General features: G+C 52.3%; 20 protein-coding genes. 7 read left to right on the forward strand and 13 right to left on the reverse strand.

Translation table 11 applies throughout. The features are described from left to right. Window positions 1-290: 290 nt before the first annotated feature. The 3 genes from VFG09_04545 to VFG09_04555 form a co-directional block, all read right to left on the reverse strand. A complete protein-coding gene (locus VFG09_04545) occupies window positions 291-650 on the reverse strand; it encodes a hypothetical protein (GenBank protein ID HET6514406.1) in 360 nt (119 codons plus the stop codon). Between the two features lie 239 nt (window positions 651-889). Further along, window positions 890-1921 carry a tRNA dihydrouridine synthase DusB gene (gene dusB, locus VFG09_04550; protein HET6514407.1) on the reverse strand — a complete coding sequence of 344 codons (1032 nt, stop codon included), beginning with the start codon at window positions 1919-1921 and terminating at the stop codon, window positions 890-892. An 849-nt stretch (window positions 1922-2770) separates the two neighbouring features. Further along, window positions 2771-4075: a nucleoside transporter C-terminal domain-containing protein gene (locus tag VFG09_04555; GenBank protein HET6514408.1), complete on the reverse strand. Its 1305-nt coding sequence runs from the start codon at window positions 4073-4075 to the stop codon at window positions 2771-2773. Between the two features lie 360 nt (window positions 4076-4435). On the opposite strand from VFG09_04555, the gene VFG09_04560 reads away from it, so the two are divergent. The 3 genes from VFG09_04560 to VFG09_04570 all read left to right on the forward strand — a co-directional run bounded on the left by VFG09_04560 (window position 4436) and on the right by VFG09_04570 (window position 6607). Continuing rightward, window positions 4436-5530, forward strand: a complete 1095-nt coding sequence (locus tag VFG09_04560) for a PAS domain-containing sensor histidine kinase (protein ID HET6514409.1) — start codon at window positions 4436-4438, stop codon at window positions 5528-5530. Between the two features lie 79 nt (window positions 5531-5609). After that, complete coding sequence (locus VFG09_04565; protein HET6514410.1) at window positions 5610-6149, forward strand: hypothetical protein; 540 nt, start codon at window positions 5610-5612, stop codon at window positions 6147-6149. Continuing rightward, window positions 6146-6607: a DUF5658 family protein gene (locus VFG09_04570; protein HET6514411.1), complete on the forward strand. Its 462-nt coding sequence runs from the start codon at window positions 6146-6148 to the stop codon at window positions 6605-6607. The genes VFG09_04565 and VFG09_04570 overlap by 4 nt, the downstream gene beginning before the upstream one ends. A 70-nt stretch (window positions 6608-6677) precedes the next feature. Here the strand turns inward: VFG09_04570 and VFG09_04575 are convergent, their stop codons facing one another. The 9 genes from VFG09_04575 to VFG09_04615 all read right to left on the reverse strand — a co-directional run bounded on the left by VFG09_04575 (window position 6678) and on the right by VFG09_04615 (window position 13908). Then, window positions 6678-7376 carry a diacylglycerol kinase gene (locus VFG09_04575; protein ID HET6514412.1) on the reverse strand — a complete coding sequence of 233 codons (699 nt, stop codon included), beginning with the start codon at window positions 7374-7376 and terminating at the stop codon, window positions 6678-6680. Further along, window positions 7345-7713: an rRNA maturation RNase YbeY gene (ybeY, locus tag VFG09_04580; GenBank protein ID HET6514413.1), complete on the reverse strand. Its 369-nt coding sequence runs from the start codon at window positions 7711-7713 to the stop codon at window positions 7345-7347. Before ybeY ends, VFG09_04575 begins: the two co-directional genes overlap by 32 nt. Before the next feature lie 55 nt (window positions 7714-7768). Next, window positions 7769-9418, reverse strand: a complete 1650-nt coding sequence (locus tag VFG09_04585) for an HDIG domain-containing protein (GenBank protein ID HET6514414.1) — start codon at window positions 9416-9418, stop codon at window positions 7769-7771. After that, entirely contained in the window at window positions 9372-10271 is a 900-nt protein-coding gene (locus VFG09_04590; protein HET6514415.1) for a PhoH family protein, read from the reverse strand. Before VFG09_04590 ends, VFG09_04585 begins: the two co-directional genes overlap by 47 nt. Before the next feature lie 89 nt (window positions 10272-10360). Further along, a complete protein-coding gene (locus tag VFG09_04595) occupies window positions 10361-11017 on the reverse strand; it encodes an SPOR domain-containing protein (protein ID HET6514416.1) in 657 nt (218 codons plus the stop codon). Window positions 11018-11033: 16 nt separating this feature from the next. Further along, a complete protein-coding gene (gene queA, locus VFG09_04600; protein HET6514417.1) occupies window positions 11034-12068 on the reverse strand; it encodes a tRNA preQ1(34) S-adenosylmethionine ribosyltransferase-isomerase QueA in 1035 nt (344 codons plus the stop codon). After that, entirely contained in the window at window positions 12055-13158 is a 1104-nt protein-coding gene (locus VFG09_04605; protein ID HET6514418.1) for a SpoIID/LytB domain-containing protein, read from the reverse strand. The genes queA and VFG09_04605 overlap by 14 nt, the downstream gene beginning before the upstream one ends. Window positions 13159-13166: 8 nt before the next feature. Next, the gene (locus VFG09_04610) at window positions 13167-13394 is read right to left on the reverse strand and encodes a DUF2905 domain-containing protein (GenBank protein ID HET6514419.1); all 228 of its coding nucleotides are present in this window, start codon (window positions 13392-13394) and stop codon (window positions 13167-13169) included. Continuing rightward, the gene (locus VFG09_04615) at window positions 13387-13908 is read right to left on the reverse strand and encodes an epoxyqueuosine reductase QueH (protein ID HET6514420.1); all 522 of its coding nucleotides are present in this window, start codon (window positions 13906-13908) and stop codon (window positions 13387-13389) included. The genes VFG09_04610 and VFG09_04615 overlap by 8 nt, the downstream gene beginning before the upstream one ends. 92 nt (window positions 13909-14000) lie before the next feature. On the opposite strand from VFG09_04615, the gene VFG09_04620 reads away from it, so the two are divergent. The 4 genes from VFG09_04620 to VFG09_04635 all read left to right on the forward strand — a co-directional run bounded on the left by VFG09_04620 (window position 14001) and on the right by VFG09_04635 (window position 19872). Beyond that, on the forward strand, window positions 14001-14894 hold the full coding sequence (locus VFG09_04620) for a selenium metabolism-associated LysR family transcriptional regulator (GenBank protein ID HET6514421.1): 894 nt from the start codon (window positions 14001-14003) through the stop codon (window positions 14892-14894). A 245-nt stretch (window positions 14895-15139) separates the two neighbouring features. Then, the gene (locus VFG09_04625) at window positions 15140-19471 is read left to right on the forward strand and encodes an acyl-CoA dehydratase activase (GenBank protein ID HET6514422.1); all 4332 of its coding nucleotides are present in this window, start codon (window positions 15140-15142) and stop codon (window positions 19469-19471) included. A gap of 53 nt (window positions 19472-19524) precedes the next feature. Beyond that, window positions 19525-19620, forward strand: coding sequence for an AURKAIP1/COX24 domain-containing protein (locus VFG09_04630; protein ID HET6514423.1), 96 nt, complete (start codon window positions 19525-19527; stop codon window positions 19618-19620). Window positions 19621-19680: 60 nt separating this feature from the next. Beyond that, window positions 19681-19872: a hypothetical protein gene (locus tag VFG09_04635; protein ID HET6514424.1), complete on the forward strand. Its 192-nt coding sequence runs from the start codon at window positions 19681-19683 to the stop codon at window positions 19870-19872. Here the strand turns inward: VFG09_04635 and VFG09_04640 are convergent. Then, a complete protein-coding gene (locus tag VFG09_04640; GenBank protein ID HET6514425.1) occupies window positions 19869-20663 on the reverse strand; it encodes a hypothetical protein in 795 nt (264 codons plus the stop codon). The genes VFG09_04635 and VFG09_04640 overlap by 4 nt on opposite strands. Between the last annotated feature and the right edge of the window lie 253 nt (window positions 20664-20916).

Consider the following 20916-nt stretch of genomic DNA (forward strand, 5'->3'; position numbering starts at 1 on the left):
CTATTTATATTTCTTGAATGACTTTCGGTTACTTTGGGTGCTTGTGGCTTCTCAGCGAACTTCTCTTGTGAGTCTCTTAACTTTTGAGCCTTCCACTTCTCATATTCTTCTTTGTTATTGAATTCTGGCATATACCTATGCCTCCATATCTTCTCATCGTCCGGTTAAGTCGCAAACTTTAGCCTTTTACCCTTCTCAATGGCTGTGAGTGTCTTTTTCACATCTCCCTTCGATCTGCCGGGCTTCATACAGACAGCCCGGCAAATGTCACGATTACTTGCGCCGTCGCGTTAGCTCGATCTTGTTCTTACTTTCTGCTTCTTCTCTACCAGTTCCATCGCGGCCTTCATCGCCTGCATACACTCCCTATAAGTGAAACCCTTCTTCGTGGATTCGAGCACGGGATCAAGAATCGTCTGTTCAATTGCTTCAGCCGCTTTCGCGTTTTTGCACATCTTCAGCATTGGATTCATTACGCTGGCAAAGGCTTTCATTGCTTTCGGCTCTTCTCCCTGTTTAACCATGATCTCATCAATCGCTTCACACTTCTGCCTAACCCTTGAGAGGATATTCGCCGCTACCATGCTGTGAAGTACCTTCTTGTTAACGTCTATACAGACGCCCTCTTTACTACAAAACCTGCTATTCATAAACGTCTCCTTTTATTGTGCACTTTTTGTGTCAGTTCACATTCGTAAAGATCGGGAAAACGCATTCCCGACGTGATGAAAGTTTCCACACATTGTGGAAATAATATATGGGGAAACCCGCTCTGTGAGCCGTTCTACGGCACTAAACGGAAGAATACGGAAAAGGTTCCGGTTCGTCTGGATAGCCCTTACAAGGCATGGGTCACAGGTTCGATCCCTGTTCCGCCTACCATCAGGAATCAAGAGGCTTGCCATTCTATGGCTGCCTCTTTTTTTGTTCCTGAAGGATCGTCGCTGGAGGACGCCCGTTCACGGAACTCCCGGATATTCGCCACCATCTGTTCTCGTGTCTCTGCCCGGAATGCCTTGTCCCTGAGCGGCTTCATGTCTGAGATGCCTTTTGTGTACCAGGCAAAGAATTTGCGGAAGAGTATCGTACCGACCCTCTCTCCGTAGAAGTCCGTACACAGGTCGAGATGTCTTACCATGGTCTCGGCGATCTCCCCGATGTCAGGCCTTTCCGGCGCCACGCGCCGCTCAAGATATTCCTCTGTTTCTCTAAAGATCCACGGGTTGCCGAGTGCTCCCCGGGCTATGGCCACGCCGTCACAGGCTGTTTCCCTGAACATCCTCTCAACGAGGAGAGGCGAAAAAGCGTCCCCGCTCGCTATGACGGGTATCTTCAGGGCCTCCTTTACCTCTCTGATTACCCCGTAATCCACCCTCCCGCTGTATCTCTGGGACCTCGTCCTGCCATGGATGAAGAGGGCGCTGATCCCCGCATCCTGGGCATAAAGCGCGACGTCCCTCGCATTGATCGATGTCTCATCCCAGCCTGTCCGTATCTTGACTGTTACAGGCGCATCAGAATTGTCAACAATAACCTTCAGCAAATCCCTCAATCTGGCCGGATCTTTCAGGAGGCCAGCGCCCTTCCCCTTTCCCGTCACTTTGCTCGCCGGGCAGGCGGCATTAAAATCTATCATATCGAAGCGGTACGTCCTGACAATATCGAGTGCTCTCTTAATAACATCAGGGGCGTTCCCCAAGAGTTGTATTCCGAGAGGTCTGTCCGAAGGTGCCGTGGCAAGCATCCTCTCTGTGTTTCTGTTCCGATAGACAAGGGCACGGGCGCTTATCATTTCAACAAATGCTAAACCGCAGCCGAAAGAACGACTTATGAGTCGGAAGGGAAGGTCCGTTATCCCCGCCATCGGCGCAAGGATGAGGGGGGAGACTGCAAGACTCCCTAACTTAACCGGCAGGGCCATCTTTAGATATCCCTATTATCGAAAACATTCTCTTCGATATCAGTCTCACTTTTTCCCACGGGAGAAGGTATTCTTCCTCTCCCCCCTTGTAGTATATAATTTCCTGTTTCCCTTTGAGAACCATCACCAACAAGGTCAAATATGAAGTGAAGGTCGGCAAGAATGTGCCCTGCCGGAGAAAAATCCCGAATGAAATGTAAGCCTTTTCTGGTATACTAATGAAGAAGATATTACAGAAGCACTGAACCCGCAAAGGTCAGAAGCGAAATGGAAAGATTTATTCTCCTTTTCGTTGGGAGTTTCTTCATATTGGACGGCAGTCACCGTGCGGGGGTTCGAGGCGGGGGGACATGGTGAGGAAAAACCGAGGAGGACCCTATGAAGACATGCAGAGATTGTGTATATTTCCTGGCTCACAGAGTCACCGGGTATAATTGCGGTTATCTCCTCAAAAGAGTGGCAAGCTGCAATGTCGTCTGCGGACATTTCAACCATACCGAATCGTACCGGACAATTGCGAGCAGTGAGGAGTTCACCTTTCATGAAGAAGAGCGCTTCCTGTCCGGAGGTGAGGGGTATTCGGAGAGAATAGGCCGGATTTCAGGAGCCCCTTTTCAGCCCGATGTTTCCTCAGCCAGCCCCCCGGGCCTTCGGTGCAGGATTAGAGAATTGATCGGCCGATATCGGGATAAGAACCGCAAAAGGTATTTTTGGCTCAAAGACCTGTTTGAAGGGCGTAAAAGGGATAGCGAAACACGTCGCAGGAGGGAAAGGCGGAATCATTGATTCCTGCATAACGAGGGGTCTTCGTACCTTTCCCCCAATCTGTCATTCCCACCGTCAGGAGTCCTATCTGCCGAGAAGTATCGACCCCTTTGTGAAGAACGTGCCGGCAATTGATGCGGTCATAAGGCAGGCGAGCGTTGCCGCAAGAAGGGCCCTGAATCCGACATTCGAAATGTCTTTCGTCCTCTTCGGGACAAGAGCTGCGGTGCCACCCACAAAAATCGCGAGAGAGGCAAAATGGGCAAAACCGTTGAGGGCATAGGCGGCGAGGACCGCTGAGCGCTCGTATCTCAGACCGCCGGAAGAGAGGAGCGCGGCAAGGTCCTGATAGGACTTCACTTCCGTCAGCACGGCCCTCTCGCCAATGAGTTTTGATACCTCGAAAGCGTCCGGAGACGGAACGCCTATGGCGAGGACGAAGGGATAAAAGAGATACCCCAGGAGACCCTTTAAGGACCAGTCGACCTGAAGGCCGGTCAGGCTGTTCAGTCTGAGGCCGATTCCGGAGAGCAGAGAATCGACCAATGCCACAAGGCCAAGGAATGCCAGAAGAAGGGCCATGATCCCCGTCACCATCTTCACCCCTTCGCCTGCACCGTTGATAATCGCCTCCATGGCAGATGATTCCTTTTCATAGTGAGGCTCTATGTTGAGCCCAAGAGTTTCGGGTCTTTCGGTCTCGGGCATAATGATCTTCGACATCACGATCGCCCCTATGGCCGAGAGGATAGAAGACGAGACGAGATGGCCTGCTATCGCCGGGAAAGGCCCCTGAAGAAGGAAGACGTACAGGGCCAGGACACTCGATGCTGTTGTGGACATCCCTGCCGCAAGTATGGTGCAGAACTCAGACCGCGTCATCCTCCCGAGGTAGGGGAGTATGGTCATGTTGGCTTCGACGCCCACAAAGATATTGCTCGACACGCTGAGAGACTCGGCCCCGCTGATTCCCATCAGTCTTGAGAAGACCTTCGAAAAGACCTTGATAATCCTCGGCATCACGCCCACGTTGTAGAGTAATGTCATGAGACTCGCAAAGAATATGATCGCCGGCAGGGCCTGGAAGGCAAGGAAAAAACCGAGGGACTCCTCTCCCATCTCGTTCTTCGTCCCCGGGGGAAGAGCGAGCCTGCCAAAGAGGAACCTCGTGCCTGCCGTTGCATTGTCGAGGACCCTCACCACCGCATCATTCACCAAAAGGAAAAGCCGTGAGCCGGCCGGTATGACGAATATGAAGAGTGCGAAGATGAGTTGAAGGAGCGTCCCCCAGATGATGACCCTCCAGTGTATCACCTTCCTGTTCTGAGAGAGCATCCAGGCAAGAGCCATGAGAACAAATATCCCGCCAAAGCTCACGAAGTTGTACACTCTTTGCAGCTCCCTTAGCCCAAATTCTTGATCCGTCTTCTCTTCGGCGTCGACATCCGCTTCTTAGCAAGAGCATAGCCCTTGGTGATTATTCCGACCACACAGTCCTCATAACGATCCGTCCTGAAGAGGCGTTTACGGTCCGCATGAGCGGACAGGCCAATAACCCCGACTCTTGCCTACAAACCGGACATCGACCCAGAAGTTTATAGGCCTGCTACACCCGGCGCTTGAATATACATAAATCCCGTCTCATTTTCAAGCAAGAGATGGCCCCTTAAGGGACGCCCGGGAGTATGACGCACCGGACGGGTATCTTGACTTACCCGGCAGATCTGCATATTATGGTAGAGGATGATTTTGAAGAAGAACAGCAGCCCTGAATCCGGGAAAGACCCCCTCTCATCGGTAGAAACTCCTCACGCCCCCTCCGATATGATGAAAGCCCTCATGGAGAGCATCCCCGATGCCATCTATTTCAAAGACCTCCAGGGCAATTTTGTCTTCGTCAGCAATGCATGTGCTGCCTATGCGAATGTCCCCGCCAGCGATATGATCGGCAAGAGGGAGACAGACTTCTTGTCCCCTGACCAGACCGAAGAGCTTCTTCTAGAGGAAAAGAAGATCATCGAAACGGGAGAACCTCTCAAGGATAAGATTGAACGAAAAGTCTCTCCCCAGGGCTCGGAAATCTGGTTTTCGGTCACCAAAGCTCCCTGGACAAATAGTCAGGGAGAGGTAATTGGCATTATCGGCATATACCGGGAGGTCACGGAAAGGATCGAAAAGGAACGACATGTTCTCGACATGCTCAGCATCGCCACCCATGATATCAGGGGCCCTCTCATTGCAATCGCAAGTACCGTGAAACTCCTCATTCGAGGCGCCTTTGGTATGATCGACGAAAGCGTTAAAGTCACCCTTTCCGATATCTCATCCAGACTAAATCACCTTGAGAAGATTCTCAGTGAATACCTCTGTAAGTCCTCTCTCATGAACGTGAAAAAAACGGACAGGGAGTACTTTGATCTCCGCCAGGACATCATCGATCCGATCCTTGATGAATATTCATCCGAAATAGAAGAAAACAGGATCCAGATAGACAATCGCCTCGGAGCAATCCCGGGCAACAGGATTATCATAAAGGCAAATGCCCATTGGATCAGGATTGTCTACAGGAACATTATTCGCAACGCGATTAAATACGCTGCTTCGGGATACATCGCCTTCGGTTTCGAAGACAAGGGTGACCACTACAGACTGAATGTCTTTAACAGCGGCCCGCCCATTCCGGAAGAGAATCGGACGAAGATATTTGAACAGTATGAGAGTAAGGACAGCACGGGCCTTGGCCTTGCGATCAGCCGGAATCTTATTCTCAAACATGGCGGAGACATGTGGCATGAGAATACCTGGGACAACCATCCTAATTTCATCTTCACCATTCCGAAATGACCTTGTTGTTGCAAGCAAGGGAAGGCACGGATCGAAACCCGGAAGACAGAACCAGACAAGAACGCATTGACGAGGCATAATGGCAGAGGACATGCACAGTGATTTGAGAGGGGCACTCGGAGCATCCTGGGGACTGACCGGGGTCTTTTTGCTCCTCGGCAGTGCCGTGTATCGGCTTTCCGTCATCGCAGCCGCCGCCTTTTCCTTCGAGCTCCTTTGGTACCATTGGTCGACCATGGTGCTCTTTGCCCTGTTCATGGCTTACGCCGAGGGCTACCGGGGATTCCAGCAGAGATTTTCTCCCCGGGTCGCCGCAAGAGCACGATATCTCAAGAACCACCCCAGGCTTTCCCATATCGTATTCGCACCCTTCTTTTGCATGGGCTTTTTCCATGCGACAAGGAGGAGAAGGATCACATCATTTTCAGTGACGACGGCTATTATTATTTTGATTGTGCTTGTTCGCCTTTTACCCCAGCCCTGGCGGGGCATCATCGATCTGGGGGTAGTCATCGGTCTGCTATGGGGTCTCATCTCTCTCGCAATATTCAGCTTTCTGGCCTTCACTTCGGACAGCTTTGATTATTCACCGGAAGTTCCCGAAGAGGGAAGAGGATGAACAATTCGACAGGAAGAAAGGAGAGGCGATCAGCCCCTGACAGAAGGCTGAAACCCTCGACGTTAAGCAAGCATTCTCTCCGCAACGGCCAGAGAAAAGCGGTCAGGAGAAAGTCCGATAGGAGAAGGCATATGTACGTGGACGTGTACGGCACCCGCCTCTGGATAACGCTTCTCTTGCTCATGGTCCTCAGTCTGACGGACGGTTACCTGACACTTCTCTTGATAGACAATGGCTTGGTGTATGAGGCAAATCCCATTATGGCCGCCTATGCAGATTTCGGCAGCCTATCCTTTATTGCGATGAAGACCCTGATGACCACGGCATCGATCCTTCTCTTATGCCTTTTTCATAGCTTCCCTGCTGCAAGGATTTCTCTGTTTCTTTCTATCGTGATGTACACTCTCGTCATCGCCTTTGAGCTTCAGATTCTCTACAGACACTCTCTCTCATGGTGAGAAGCTATCCTTTTTGTCTGTTGCGGACCCGGATCGTGGAGGCCGTTGCCGATCTGTATGAGGCGCGGGGTCAAAAGAAGAGCTGAAACATGAGGAAGGTCAAGGACGCTCCTATGATGCCTCCAAGGACAACTTCCCAGACCGTATGAATTCCAAGGCTGACCCTGCTCGCTGCCACGGCAGAGGCGAGGAAGAAGGCGATGAGGGAAACGGCCGTACTCGTTGTTAAATAGATGACCACGATCCATGCCGAAAAGGCGAGAGCGGCGTGGCCGCTCGGGATCCCTCCCCTGAGGGGGGCTCCTTTCCCGAAATAGGCCTTTGTTATGACAACAGTGATGAGCACAAGAACACATGACGCAAGGGCTATTTCCTCGGCAGAGTGTTTCGCTATATGAAACTCTTCCCGGAAAGACCTGAAGATCGCCGGTGAAAGTATTATGTAGCCTATCATCGCAGCACCGAAGGCGGTTATGAGAACGGCGCCCGCCGCAACATCCTTTGCCACTCTTGCCTTCTCATGATGTTCAGGACAGACGAAATCAACGACGGTTTCGATGGCAGTATTAAAGAGCTCAGCAATGAGCACCGCAATGGCGGCGAGGGCAATAATGAGAAAATCAGTCGATGATATGCCGAGGCCGAAACTCAGGAGGAGAACCGCTGCCGATGAATAGAAGTGGTACCTTACATGCCGCTGGGTCTTTGCCGCGTAGAGTATACCCTCGATCGCAAAATTAGCGCTTCTTATCCATTGTCTTAAGGGCATGGTGCAGATTGATCTCCTTTTTCCTCATTTTCCGCTCCTCGTAATCGCTCCTTTCATGGTCGTAACCCAGGAGATGGAGAAGGCCGTGGATGAGAAGACGCCGGACCTCTTCCTGAAACGTATTACCATACCGTGAGGCCTGTCTTTGTGCGGCATGGAGGTTTATGACAACGTCACCGAGGAGCGCCGGCGGACAGGGCGCGGCAACCATGGCCTTCTTGCCTCTCTCTCTTCCCTGCCTCATTCTCCTCTCCAGGACCTTTCCTTCCTGCTGAGGGAATGAGAGGACGTCGGTGGTCCTGTCAATCCCCCGTGAAGAATTATTGAGCCTTCTCATGCGTGCGTCACTGACGAGGAGGATACTGATTTCAGCCCCCTCAAGGTTGAGTGATCTAAGAAGCTTGAGCGAGTCCCTTCTTATCCTGCAAAGATCTATCGGTATCAGCCTTTGGCGGTTCCTTATCAAAACCATCATGCCCATGGGGGGTAAGGTGCGCCTCCCCCCCTACCCCCCTTTCACTCTCCCTCGGCGGGCTTTTCTTCCCTTCCGCTCTGAAATTAAACCCGGGGTAGTCAATCCTCCGATGAAGGATACCGGTGAGGATATAGGAGAAATGCTTCTTTATCGCCGATATGTCCTTTAACGTCAATTCACATTCATCGAGCTGCCCTTCAAGGAATATGTGGTTGATGATCCGCTCAACGAGGTCCGATACCCTCGCCGGCGTGGGATCGGTAAGAACGCGAGAAGCTGCCTCAACAGCATCGGCCATCATCACAAGAGCGGCAACCCTCGTCTGCGGTTTTGGACCGGGATACCGGTAATCGTCTTCCGACGGCCCGTGGCCGGCCTCATGCCTGTGCAGGTCATGAACCCTGTGCGCGTCAGTCCTGTAAGTCTCATACTGGTCCTTTGCCTTCCGGTAAAAAAAGGTTATCAGCCCGTTACCGTGGTGCTGCTGAATGATGTCAATGATCGATCCGGGCAACTTGTACTGCCGCGCAAGCTCGACACCTTCTTTGACATGGGATACGATGGTTATACTGCTGAGGTGCGGCGTGAGTCTCTCGTGTTTACTGACCCCGCCGCCCTGATTCTCGACGAAGTAGTCGGGCATCTTGATCTTGCCGATATCATGATAGTATGCGCTCACCTTCGCCAGGAGGGGATTTACGCCGACCGCCTCTGCCGCCGACTCCACAAGGGTCCCCACAATAACACTGTGGTGGTACGTCCCAGGGGCCGATATGATCAGGTTCTTCATGAGCGGCTGATTCAGGTCAAGGAGTTCAAGAAGGCTTATGTCCGTCGTGACGGTGAAGATATGCTCCAGGATCGGGAGCATCACCGAGACGATTGCCGTGATGCTGATCACCGTCGAGAGGGCGAACACGATAGCCGACACGGCCTTCGCCATGAACAATTCTCCCTGGAAGAGAAGGAGTATGGTCGCCGTCACCATGTTTGCCACACCTGCATAGAGCCCGCCCCTGAGGAGCGCAGACCTCTTCTTGCATCTTATGACGCTGAAGGCAGCCGTTAGACTCCCCACAAAGGCATAGACCGGAAAGATGGTGTCACGAAGCCAGAGGCCGGAAAGGAGACTGACAATAAAGGAGAAGACTATTGCCGTATGGAAATCGAAGAGGAGGGTCACGAGCATCGCCCCTGCAGCGATCGGCAAACCGAAGACAGTCCCTTCAACGGCAAGAGACCCAACACCTTTTGACAGGTTGAGCAGGACGTAGTGAAAAATCCTTCCGCCCACTACGGTACACACGATCATCACACCCAGCAGGACGAGCATGCCGTGCTTCTTCATATACTGGGGCTTGTACCGCAGAATGTCACGGTAAAGGATCACGAGGAGAAGACAGGCGACGAAGAATCCCCCTGTGAGAGATTCAATCCCCACGTGACCACGACCCTGAATGGCAACAGCAGAGAGCAAACCGAAGATGACAAGGATTGCGTATTTCCTTGTTTCCCGGTTTTCAGTCTGCTCTCGGATTATCTGTGTCCCGTTTTTCGTACCTTTCATATGCCTTCACGATCTTCTGGACGAGTTTGTGCCGCACGACATCCAGTTCAGAAAAATACACAAACTGTATGCCCTCGATCCCCTTCAGAATGGTCTCAACCTCGATAAGGCCGGAGACTTTGCCGGACGGCAGGTCTATCTGCGTCTTATCTCCCGTCACTACCGTTTTCGAATTGAAGCCGAGCCTCGTAAGATACATCTTCATCTGCTCTGACGTGGTATTCTGTGCTTCATCGAGGATAATAAAAGACTCATTGAGCGTCCTCCCCCTCATAAAGGCAAGGGGAGCTATCTCGATAACCCCTCGTTCAATGAGTTTCCCTGCCTTCTCGGCATCGAGCATATCAAAGAGGGCGTCGTAGAGGGGCCGCAGATAAGGGTTCACCTTTTCGTATATGTCGCCGGGAAGGAAGCCCAGTTTCTCTCCTGCCTCCACCGCAGGCCTGGCAAGGACTATCCTGCTGACCTCCTTTTTCAGGAGGGCATTGATCGCCATTGCCATGGCAAGATAGGTCTTTCCGGTGCCGGCCGGACCGATGCCGATGACGATATCATTTGCCTTGATCGCCTCGATGTACTGCCTCTGGACCTCCGTTTTCGGGATAATAAACCGCTTCTTCGAGGCGACGGGTATGTTATTCATAAGCAGGTGTCTGAGGGATACATCAACGCCCGAGGAGATGGACCGCAGGGCGTACAGGATATCCTCTGGCCTGAGGCTGAACCCTTCTGTGTTCAGAGTACGCAGCTCGTTGATAATGTCCCCGGCCTTTTCAGTCTTTTCCTCATCACCCTGGAGGAATATCTTATTTCCCCTCGTGCTTATCGTGATACCGAGAGACTCCTCGATCACCTTGAGGTTTTTGCTGAAACTGCCGGAAAGGAGCGGAACTTCCCTTTCAGGATCAAGCTCTATCTGTGAAGTAACCGTGATAGCTCCTCTTATGACTTCGTCGTGACAAAGGCCTTCAACCCTTCGGTCTTCTTCAGCTTCACTGCGAGCACTTCGGCCTCTTTCCTCTGACTGAACTCACCGACCGTAACCTTGAAGAGGTGCTTGCCTTTCAGCGTGACCTTCCTGATATCAGCCTTATACTCTTTATCTGCAAGTCTGTTCTTGACCGTGTCCGCCTCTTTGCGGCTCTTGAACGCCCCTACCTGAACAGTGTACAAGACAGCATCATCCCCGGTCCCATCCTCCTTGGCCTTGTTCGATGATCCCGCCGCCTCCGAGGGCACCCTTTTCTCCCTCATGGTCTGCTCGACGGTCTCGGTCTTCTGCGCTTTCTCGTTGCTCACGATCATATTCGCCGACCTCTGTTCCTGAGCCGGCGCCCCGCTCAGAGCGACTGCTGAAGGGTTTTCCTTACTTCCCATCTGTTCAGGAGCAACGAGTGCGGTCTCGACAGTCCGCGCTTCTCCTGAAAGAGGACGATTGTCACTCCCGCCGGCCTTCGCCTGTATGGTCTGCTCAATGACCGGTTGAGGGGCTGCCGAAGGGGTATTCCTGCCGACAAGATACCCCAACGTGAACCCTCCTGCCGCCGCTGTCACCGTAATAACAATAAGAAAAAGCCTGCCTAAAAGTCCGGCAGTCACGGAAATAAGCCCCCATTCATAAAATAAGCATAGCATCTCCATATGAGAAAAATCTATATCCGACAGACACTGCAGAACAGTATGAATCCATGATTTTTTCCAGGCTTGAAAAGGCGGACGTGAGCATGAGGGGGGTCGATCTCGGCAGGTGAAAATTCGTGATGAGAGCGTCAACGACCTTGAATTCATAGCCGGGATAGATAAATATGTCGGTATATCCGCACACTCTCTGCCGCCACTCCTCTTCACGGGAATCACTGTCCGCCCTTGTAAATACCCCGCTACAATAACCCTCTATAGCCCGCGTCGTAGTTGTCCCCACAGCTATGACCCTTTTGCCCGATCGTTTAACCCCGGTTATGGTATCGATGAGACTGCGGTCGAATTCGACGTATTCGGCCTCCATAACGTGTTGTCTGACCGTCTCGGCCTTGACCGGTTTGAAAGTCCCCGTACCCACATGAAGCGTAAGGAAGCGAACCTCGACTCCCTTTTCTTCAAGACTGGCGATCAATTCCCCCGTGAAGTGAAGTCCCGCAGTCGGCGCTGCTATGGAGCCAACCTCATCAGCATAGACCGTCTGGTACCATTCCCTGTCTTCTTCGGTGGGGTTTCTCTTGATATAGGGCGGCAGCGGCATCTGTCCCGCGTTCCAGATCGCCCTGAAAAGAGGGTCGCCGCTCATCTCAAACCTCATAATCTTCCCGTCAACGACCTCACCTGAAAGTTCATGGGATAACCTGAGCATCCCCGAGTACCGGCCCTTTGATAATACTTCCCAGAGGCCGGGTTCAAGCTCTCTCACAAGGAGGATATCGAGCTTTCCGCCCGTCCTCTTGGTACCTCTCATTCTCGCGGGGAAGACCTTGGTACTATTCAGGAGGAGGAGATCACCCGCAGAGACAAATTCAGGAAGGTCGGAGAATCTTCGGTGTTCGATGCTCCCGTCATCCCTGCGAAGGATCAGCAGTCTGCATCCATCTCTTGTGCTGCTTGGCTGGAGGGCGATGAGAGAATCGGGAAGGTCAAAATCAAAATCAGTCACCTTCATAGTGTTGGATTTCAGTACCGGGATAGAAATACGATAGGATCTCCCTGTAACTCTTGCCGTCCTTTGCCATCTGGAGGGCGCTCCACTGGCAGAGACCAACGCCGTGCCCATAGCCCTTTCCTTCAAAGATGACGGAATCACCGTTCATCGTCATGTGGAAGTCGGTGCTCGGCAATCGGGACCAGCCGAGGAGTTTCCGGAACTGAGTCGCCTTCATGGTTATCCTGCCCGACTGGGACTCAATGGAAAGGTCCCTCACCCTTCCCGTGGTAGTAAGGGAGGTCACCGATATTTCTTTTATCCCCGTTAGATTCAGGGCCTTATCGATCTCTTGAAACGGGATCTTTCTCTCCCACAGCCAATAGGGGGACTGCTCGCACTTCGTCTCAATAGGCTTCAGATAAGGAAAGCTCTTTCCAAAGACCTCCTTAGGGTCTTCCGTCATGCCGCCGGACGTGGAGTGGTAGAATGCCTCAATCGGTTTGCCGTCATAGGTGATGATCTCGCCCGCAGTCTCTTTAACGGCATAGGCGACCTGTATCTGGGCATTGTTGCCCTTATAGACCTGATGTAATACCGAAGATGTGATGTGGTATTTCGAGCTCCCGCTCGCGTTCATTCTGTAAGCCGCATAGGTCCGTGCGATAACAGCCTGCGCCTTCAGCGCCTCCATCTCCCAGTTGGTGCCGACCTCGGAAGCCACGACACTCTCCACGTACTCTTCGAGGAGAAGCTCATTCACAATATAAAGACCCTTGTCGCCTTTCCAGACCTCAATGTTCCCGGTATAGTGCATTCCATTCATGAGGAGGTCCCCTTTCCTGCTCCCGAGGCGTATGATCTTTTCATCCTTATCGGGAACAACGGCGTGGGTCTCATCAAGGACGAGCACCTTTATCTTTGGTGTCGAATTCTCAGCATGACCTCGAGAGGGCATGCCGAGTACGCACGGGAACAGGGTCAGGCAGGCTACAATAAAAAAAAGCCGGCAAGGGGAAAAGCGTCTTCTCCTCTTCACGGCCCTCCTCGTGGTCTGTTCCACAGGCTTCCCGTTACGGACCTGAGATGCTGCAGCGGGGCTTTCTTCCATGTTCTCCTTCACCGCCTTCCCAGCAACCATAGGAGGAACGTGATGATGACGCTCAGGAGTATGCTCGTCACAACCGGAAAATAGAGGGTGAAGTTTTTCTTCTGGATAATAATGTCTCCCGGAAGTCTGCCGAGCCATGATATCCTGCCTGACAGAAGGAGCAACCCGCCAAGTGCAGCAGAAATGATGCCCACAAGAATAAGGACCTTCCCTATATGCTGGATTCCATCAGCCATGGCTTTTCCTTCCGGCCCTCTCTGCCACGGAGTAGACGCACCCGCAATACTTTTGGCGGTAAAGACCGAGTTCCCGGGAGAGCGGAATACTTTCGCGGTATCCAACCCTGAAATCCTCGAGGTAAAAGGGAAGAGCATACCGTTTCCCCAACTCTTTTCCCATCTCGGCGATAGCATCGAACTGCTGGTAAGGACTGACGAGGAGAGACGTGGTGAACCCGTCAAGATTCATCTTCCTGGCAGCCTTTGCAGTCTCCTCCAGCCTCATCGCGTAGCAGCGGAGGCAGCGATTGTCGCCGGGACCGCCGATCCTTCCGAGAAAATCTTCAAACCCGTAATGCTCTTCATACTCGATGTCGAGGCCCCAGAATTTCTCAAGACTCCCGAGCGAATTCAGTCTCTCCTCATACTCGGGAAGGGGATATATATTAGGATTGAACCAGAAACCCTTCACATCGATCCCCCTTTTCAGGAGGCTCTTCATCGGATAGAGCGCACAATTTGAGCAGCACATGTGCATTAAGAGCCTCATGGACTATTGTACCAGAAATGCGAGAGACAATGATGCCGGTTCGGCGGTTATGATATACTTCAATCATTCACGCTATGGATATCCACCACCTCAAGGTCTTCGCATCGGTCTTCAGAAACAGGAGCTTTTCACGGGCCTCGGAAGAACTCCACCTTACGCAACCCACAGTCAGCGACCATATCAGAACTCTCGAAGAGGAGCTTACCTGCAGCCTCTTTGACCGGCTCGGCAGGACGATCATACCGACGAGGGAGGCAGAGCTTCTCTACAGCCATGCCGTCGAAATTATCGAAAAGGCCGCCGCGTTGAAGGAAGTCATCGGAGAATATAAGAAGGAAGTTCAGGGGGAACTCGTTCTCGGCGCAAGTTCTATCCCCGGCACCTATCTCCTACCGGGCATCATGGCCGAGTTCAAGAAGCGCCATCCTGCCGTCTCTTTTCAGATCATCGTATCAGATTCAAAATGGATCGTGGAGAAGGTATCAGGTCATGAACTGCTCATGGGAGTCGTCGGGGCAAGATTGAGCAACAACCGGATACAGTACACTCCATGGATAGATGACGAACTCGTCGCAGTCGCCCACCCTTCGCTGACAAAGACCTTCTCTATGCCTCTGAAGGATCTCATAAAGTTTCCGATGGTAGTGAGGGAAGAGGGATCGGGGACGAGAAGGGAGGTCGAGAGGATTCTTGACGGCAGGGGCATCCCTCGGGAGGAGGTCAAGATCGCAGGCATCTTTGGATCGACAGACGCGATCAAACAAGCGGTTAAGACAGGGCTTGGCATTTCGATCGTATCAAGACTTTCTGTAACCGATGAACTGAGCCGCGGGATACTGAAGGAAATAAGGATTAAGGATACCTCAATGAGACGTCATTTCTACATTATCACCCACAGGAAACGGACTTTACCCCTGGCCTACACGCTCCTGTTGCAGTACATCAAGACCGGCTCGCAGTCTCTGTGATCCCGGGCTTGCGGCTGTTGCTCACGTGCGTTTGCCGCCTGCAGCTTGAAGCAAGTGACAGATCGGTTTCCTGAGACAGTATCGCGCATCTCACAAATCACTGGAACTTTCATTCTTTTTGTGATACCTTTTATTTATAAAATATAAAAATCGATTCGCGCTCTTCGTTTTGCCGATGGCAGACGCCGTTTCTGAGACAGAGGAAACAGGAGGCCCGGGGTCTCTCTTATGGCAAGGAGAAATCTATGTACTATATCGGTCTTGACGCAGGATCTGTCAGCGTAAAAGTCGTCCTCCTCGACGGTGAGGGAGTGCGGCTTGAGGGCCATTACGAAAGGCACAAAGGGCACCCTCTCACGGTTGCTCTTGAACTCCTCAAGAAGGTGACCGGGTGCGGTAACCCCTCGCTTCCCGGAAACTTCTCCCTATCCGTCACAGGCTCAGCAGGCAGACTGATAGCGTCAGTCCTCGGCACAGGGTTTACGAATGAAGTCGTTGCCCAGGCATTTTCAGCAAGAAAAAGGTATCCTCACATCAGGACCATATTCGAACTCGGCGGCGAGGACTCGAAACTCATTCTTCTTGGAGAAGAAGGGATAAGGGATTTTTCGATGAATTCCGTCTGCGCAGCCGGCACGGGGTCCTTCCTCGACCAGCAGGCAGAACGTCTCATACTCTCTCTTGACGAGTTCAGCAGGCTGGCCACCCTGGCCGAAAGCCCCTCGCGTGTGGCGGGCAGATGCAGCGTCTTTGCAAAGTCGGACATGATACATCTTCAGCAGATAGCAACGCCCCTTGAAAACATCGTTGCCGGCCTCTGCTTTGCCGTGGCACGGAATTTCAAAGGCTCCATCGTGAGGGGAAGGGTCCTGGAAGAACCGGTGGCCTTCCATGGAGGCGTTGCCGCTAATACGGGGATGGTCAGGGCCTTCCGCGAGGTCTTTCAGTTCAGAGAATTCTTTGTCCCTGAGGACCATGCCTTTATGGGCGCCATCGGCGCCGCCTTGAAAGACAGGGAAGAGGGTACCGTAAACGGATTTGATTTGGAGGCCCTGAGGGAATTCATCGAATCGTCCCGTTACTCTGAACAGGGGCATCTCCCACTCATAACAACCGGTGATGACTTTCTTGAAAGACATATGAAGCAGAAGGATGAGGACGTCCCATCGCCTCCTGCCCACAACCGCATGCCAAGGATCAAAGCCTACCTCGGGATTGATATCGGCTCGATAAGCACCAACCTGGCTCTCATCGATGAGAAGGGCTCTCTCCTCGCCAAGCGATACCTGATGACAGCGGGCAGGCCGATAGACGCGGTAAGGCAGGGCCTGTCAGAAATCGCTGACGAAATAGGCGAAAGGGTCGAAATCGCGGGTGTCGGGACAACGGGTTCCGGAAGGTATATGATCGCCGATTACGTGGGCGCCGATATCGTGAAGAACGAAATAACCGCCCAGGCCAGGGCCGCTGCCTTTATTGATAGGAGCGTGGATACGGTATTCGAGATCGGCGGGCAGGACTCGAAGTACATAGCGCTCAGGGACGGCGTGATCATGGACTTCGAGATGAACAAGGCCTGCGCCGCCGGCACCGGCTCGTTCATCGAAGAGCAGGCGGAAAAGCTCAATGTCCCGGTGAAAGAGGAATTTGCCCGGTGCGCCTTTTCTGCGGAGAACCCCTGCAGACTTGGAGAGCGATGTACGGTCTTCATGGAGAACTCACTCGTGGCAAACCTCCAGAAGGGCGCCGACAGGAATGCCCTCCTTGCAGGCCTCGCCTATTCCATTGTCCAGAACTATATCAATAAGGTCGTTGCGGGCAGGCCCATCGGGAAGAACATCTTTTTCCAGGGAGGGGTCGCCTTCAACAAATCGATTGTGGCTGCCTTTGAAAAATATCTCGGTAAGAAGATAACCGTTCCTCCCCATCACGACGTCACAGGCGCAATCGGCATGGCCATGATAGCGATGGAACATATGAAAGAGCGCGAAGCGCTCACTGCAGCGGGTGAAGAGATGAGCGGAAAAGACTCGAATCACTTTAGCGGCCACCCGCCGCGCATGACGACCTTTAAGGGTTTTGAACTCTCGCAACGCCCCTATGATGTTTCTTCCTTCGAATGCAGGGGATGTTCCAACGTCTGTGAGATTAACAGGGTGAAAATCGCCGGGGAAGAGGGCCATCTCTTTTATGGGGGCAGATGTGAAAAGTATGATGTCAGGAGAAAGCGGGAGGCCTCGGCTGTCCCTGACCTCTTCGCCTTCAGGGAGGAGCGGCTCTGGAAGGAACAGAACGACCGGAAAGCGCTGTTTGTGAGGCATGGAGAGCAAAAGGGAAAGAACGCACGTCGAAAGATAGGTATTCCCTATGTCTTCTTCTTCCATGACTATCTGCCCTTCTGGACGACCCTCCTCTGGAAATTGGGCTTCGACGTGGAAGTGTCTCCAAAAACCGACAGGGAAATAATCCGTCTCGGTATCGAGGGCATCCTTGCCGACACCTGTTTTCCCGTGAAGGTGGCCCATGGCCATATCCGGCATCTCGCTGAGAAAGGCATCGGGACCCTCTTCATCCCGAGCTTTATCAACATGAACGCCGGGCATGAGGAATTTGAGAGAGGGTTCGCCTGTCCCCTGACCCAGACCATTCCCTATGCTGCAAGGGTGGCCCATCGGGATGCGACAATCATAGCGCCCGTTGTTAACCTCCAGGCAGACAGGAAGTCTTTTGTTAACGAGCTCACAAAGTCTTTTGAACCCTTCGGCGTCAAGAGGGCGCAAATGTCCGAGGCGATGAGGTCGGCAGAGAAGACACAGGAGGAGTTCTTTCGGTCTGTGAGGGAGAAGGGCTCGGAAGTCCTTTCGACCTTGAAAGAGAGGGCCATCGTGATCGTTGGGAGGCCTTACAACGCCTTTGATGGGGGCATGAACCTCACCATACCAAAAAAATTGGCTGATCTCGGCGTGCTCTCGGTGCCGATGGATTTCCTGCCCCTCGAAGGATTGAGCATACAAGACAGATGGTCGAACATGTACTGGAGATCGGGCCAGAGGATACTCAAGGCTGCGCGGTTTATCAGCGAGAACCCCAACCTGTTCCCGATCTTTATCGGCAACTTCTCCTGCGGACCCGATTCTTTCATCCAGAAGTATTTTGAAGAGGAGATGAAGGACAAGCCCTTCCTCCACATCGAGATCGATGAGCATAGCGCCGATGCCGGGGCGATAACAAGGTGCGAGGCCTTCCTTGACAGCATCAGGAACCGAATGTCGGTATGTCCGTCGACGGCTCATGCGGAGGAGAGGGATAACGAAAGCGCCGGCGCAGGAGAAAACCCTCCGTCTGACGGCTTAAGGCCCGCCTCCTTCACCTTCGCCAGCCGTCGGGCAAGAAGGAGCATATTCATCCCCCGAATGTCCGACCACGCCTTCGCTATTGCAGCAGCCTTCGAAGGATGCGGTATTCCCGCTGAGGTGCTACCTGAATCCGACAGAGAATCGGTCGATATCGGAAGGAGACATGTCTCAGGCAAGGAATGTTTCCCCTGCACGGTTACGACAGGAGATATGCTCAAAAAGGTATTCTCCTCCGATTTCAGGGAAGATGAATCGGCCTTCTTCATGCCGTCGGGCTCAGGACCCTGCAGGTTCGGCCAGTACAATGTCTTCCACCGCATGGTGCTTGACGATCTTGGATACCGGAATGTCCCGATATTCTCTCCGAATCAGGACGTAGGGTTTTACCGTGAACTCGGGATGGTGGGCAAAGGCTATCCTCTCAAGATATGGAGGGGCGTAGTAGCCATTGAGCTCCTGAACAAGTCTCTTCATGAAACGAGGCCCTATGAGAAAGAAAAGGGGTCGGCCGACCAATTGCATGCTAAACACTTAGAGGGAATCTATCGTTCCCTGAAAGGCGCTGACGGAAGGATTGAGACGGCCCTTGAGAAGATGAGACGTGACTTTGAAGACCTTCCGAAGGTGAAAGGCAAGAGGCCGCTCATCGGAATTGTGGGAGAGATCTTTGTCAGAAGCCACACATTCTCGAATGAAAACCTCATCAGAAAGATCGAGGCCCTCGGTGGTGAGGCATGGCTCGCCCCCGTGGAAGAATGGATCTACTATGTGAATCATATGGGCCTGAGAAAGGCATTGATAAAAAAAGACGGGTCTGCTATTATTGACTTTCTTCTGAAGACCTTTCTTCAGAGGAGGATAGAACACCGGTTCGGGAGATACTCCAGAGGCTTCCTGAAGACACTGAAGGAGCCGGACACAAGAGAGATCCTGAAGAAGGCTTCGCCTTATCTCCATGACTCCTTTGAAGGCGAGGCGATCCTCAGCATCGGAAAGAGTATCGATCTCATCGAGAGAGGGATCTCTGGTATAATAAACGCCATGCCCTTTGGCTGTATGCCAGGAACGATCGTCACCACGCTCATGCGCGGGGTCAGCAGGGACTATGGAGTGCCGTGCATAAGTATTCCCTATGACGGTTCTGAATCGTCGGCGACCGAGATACAGATCGAGGCATTCATGAACCAGGCGGCTGTGTACAGCCGGTCAAGAAGCGGTTAGGGCGGGACCTGAGCTTCAGCCATGGTTATTCCGATGTATAAGGAGGTGAGTGTGTGGGAAGTGTTGTAAAATGGCGCAAGAAGAAGATGAGCAAGCACAAGCACAAGAAACTGCTCAGAAAAACAAAACATCAGAGAAGAAGCAAGTAAGTGAGAGAAGTTGGTCTTCTTTACTGGATCTGAACATATATCATTAGGGAATGAGGGATTATGAAAGAAAAGCCCGGTCTCATAGAGAAGGAACTCGAAACCCTGACCCAGAGGATTGAGGGAATTTCTGCTGTACGGAAAGAGCTCGACGAGCTCAAGCTCGAAATAAAAGGATTAAAGCTTTTTCTCGGTAGGGTGCACCCGGATTTTAAGAGTCAATTCCCCGAGATCATGAAGAAGATTAAGGGCTAGTCAAATCTGCTCACTCTCATGCCGATGAAGGGCATGGAGCTTATGTAGTCGTACAAGAACACCTTTTTCACGATACCCCCCTTTCTCTTCCTGCCGCTCGCATGGATAAGATAGAGGCCTGTCTGTTCTTTCTTGATGATACCGAGATGGCCTACAATCTCTTCCATCACCCTCTTTTCAGGTGATTTGATAAAGAAGACGATATCTCCGCTTCTGAAGCCGGCAGCATTTTTCGGTTCTTTCAGGAGAGAAAGGACCTCTTCCTTTGAGAGCATCTCAACCTTTTCCCTTCCCCGTGCTCCCCGCACGTTTGTTACCGCTCCGATCTCTCCGGTAATCTCCTTGCCCCATTTACCACTGTCGATCATGTCTTCACCATATTCGAACCTGTCTTCATAGTTCGTCACGACGTCGCCATCAAGAACGCCCCTTCCCCGAAAACGCTTATCAAGGGCGATCGCGACGGCGTCTTCAGGTTTTTGGCTCAGTGCAAGCTCAAGGGCCCTGAAACTGAGGTACATGCAGTCGACACGCTCATCGGCAATGATGACCTTTTTCGTGACGTACTCACCGTCAGGGTCAGGATCATAGGGAGTTTCCACAAACTTTTCGGCCCATAAGGCGATCCTTTCGCCGAGGGACAGACGTGACATGTCCTTCAGATAGGCCTGTATGTCAGCTGCAACAAAGGCAGAGGCATGGGAGGAGATGAGAAGGATCGTATATGAAAAACTAAGAAGAGTGACGGCTCGCAGAAGCGGTCTTACGAGACAAGCACGAATAATGGCCATGATCTATTCTATCAGTATCCTGGCACAAAAGAGAATACCGACGGCAACTGGACAACTATCCTGACGTTGCAAACTACGGTAAGGCAAGCACATCCTATGTTCAGCAGTTGGAAGAACAGACTTGAACGACTTTGCTCGTATTTCGTTGCCGTTCTTCGTGAAATGAAGCGTCCGCACCCGTGAGTGTCCGAACCCGGAGGGTGAGTTTCACGGGTGCAGCGGAATGAACTTAGAACGGCAGAAATCGGGCTTC

Source organism: Thermodesulfovibrionales bacterium (assembly GCA_035686305.1).
In the GTDB taxonomy this organism is placed as follows: Bacteria; Nitrospirota; Thermodesulfovibrionia; order Thermodesulfovibrionales; family UBA9159; genus DASRZP01.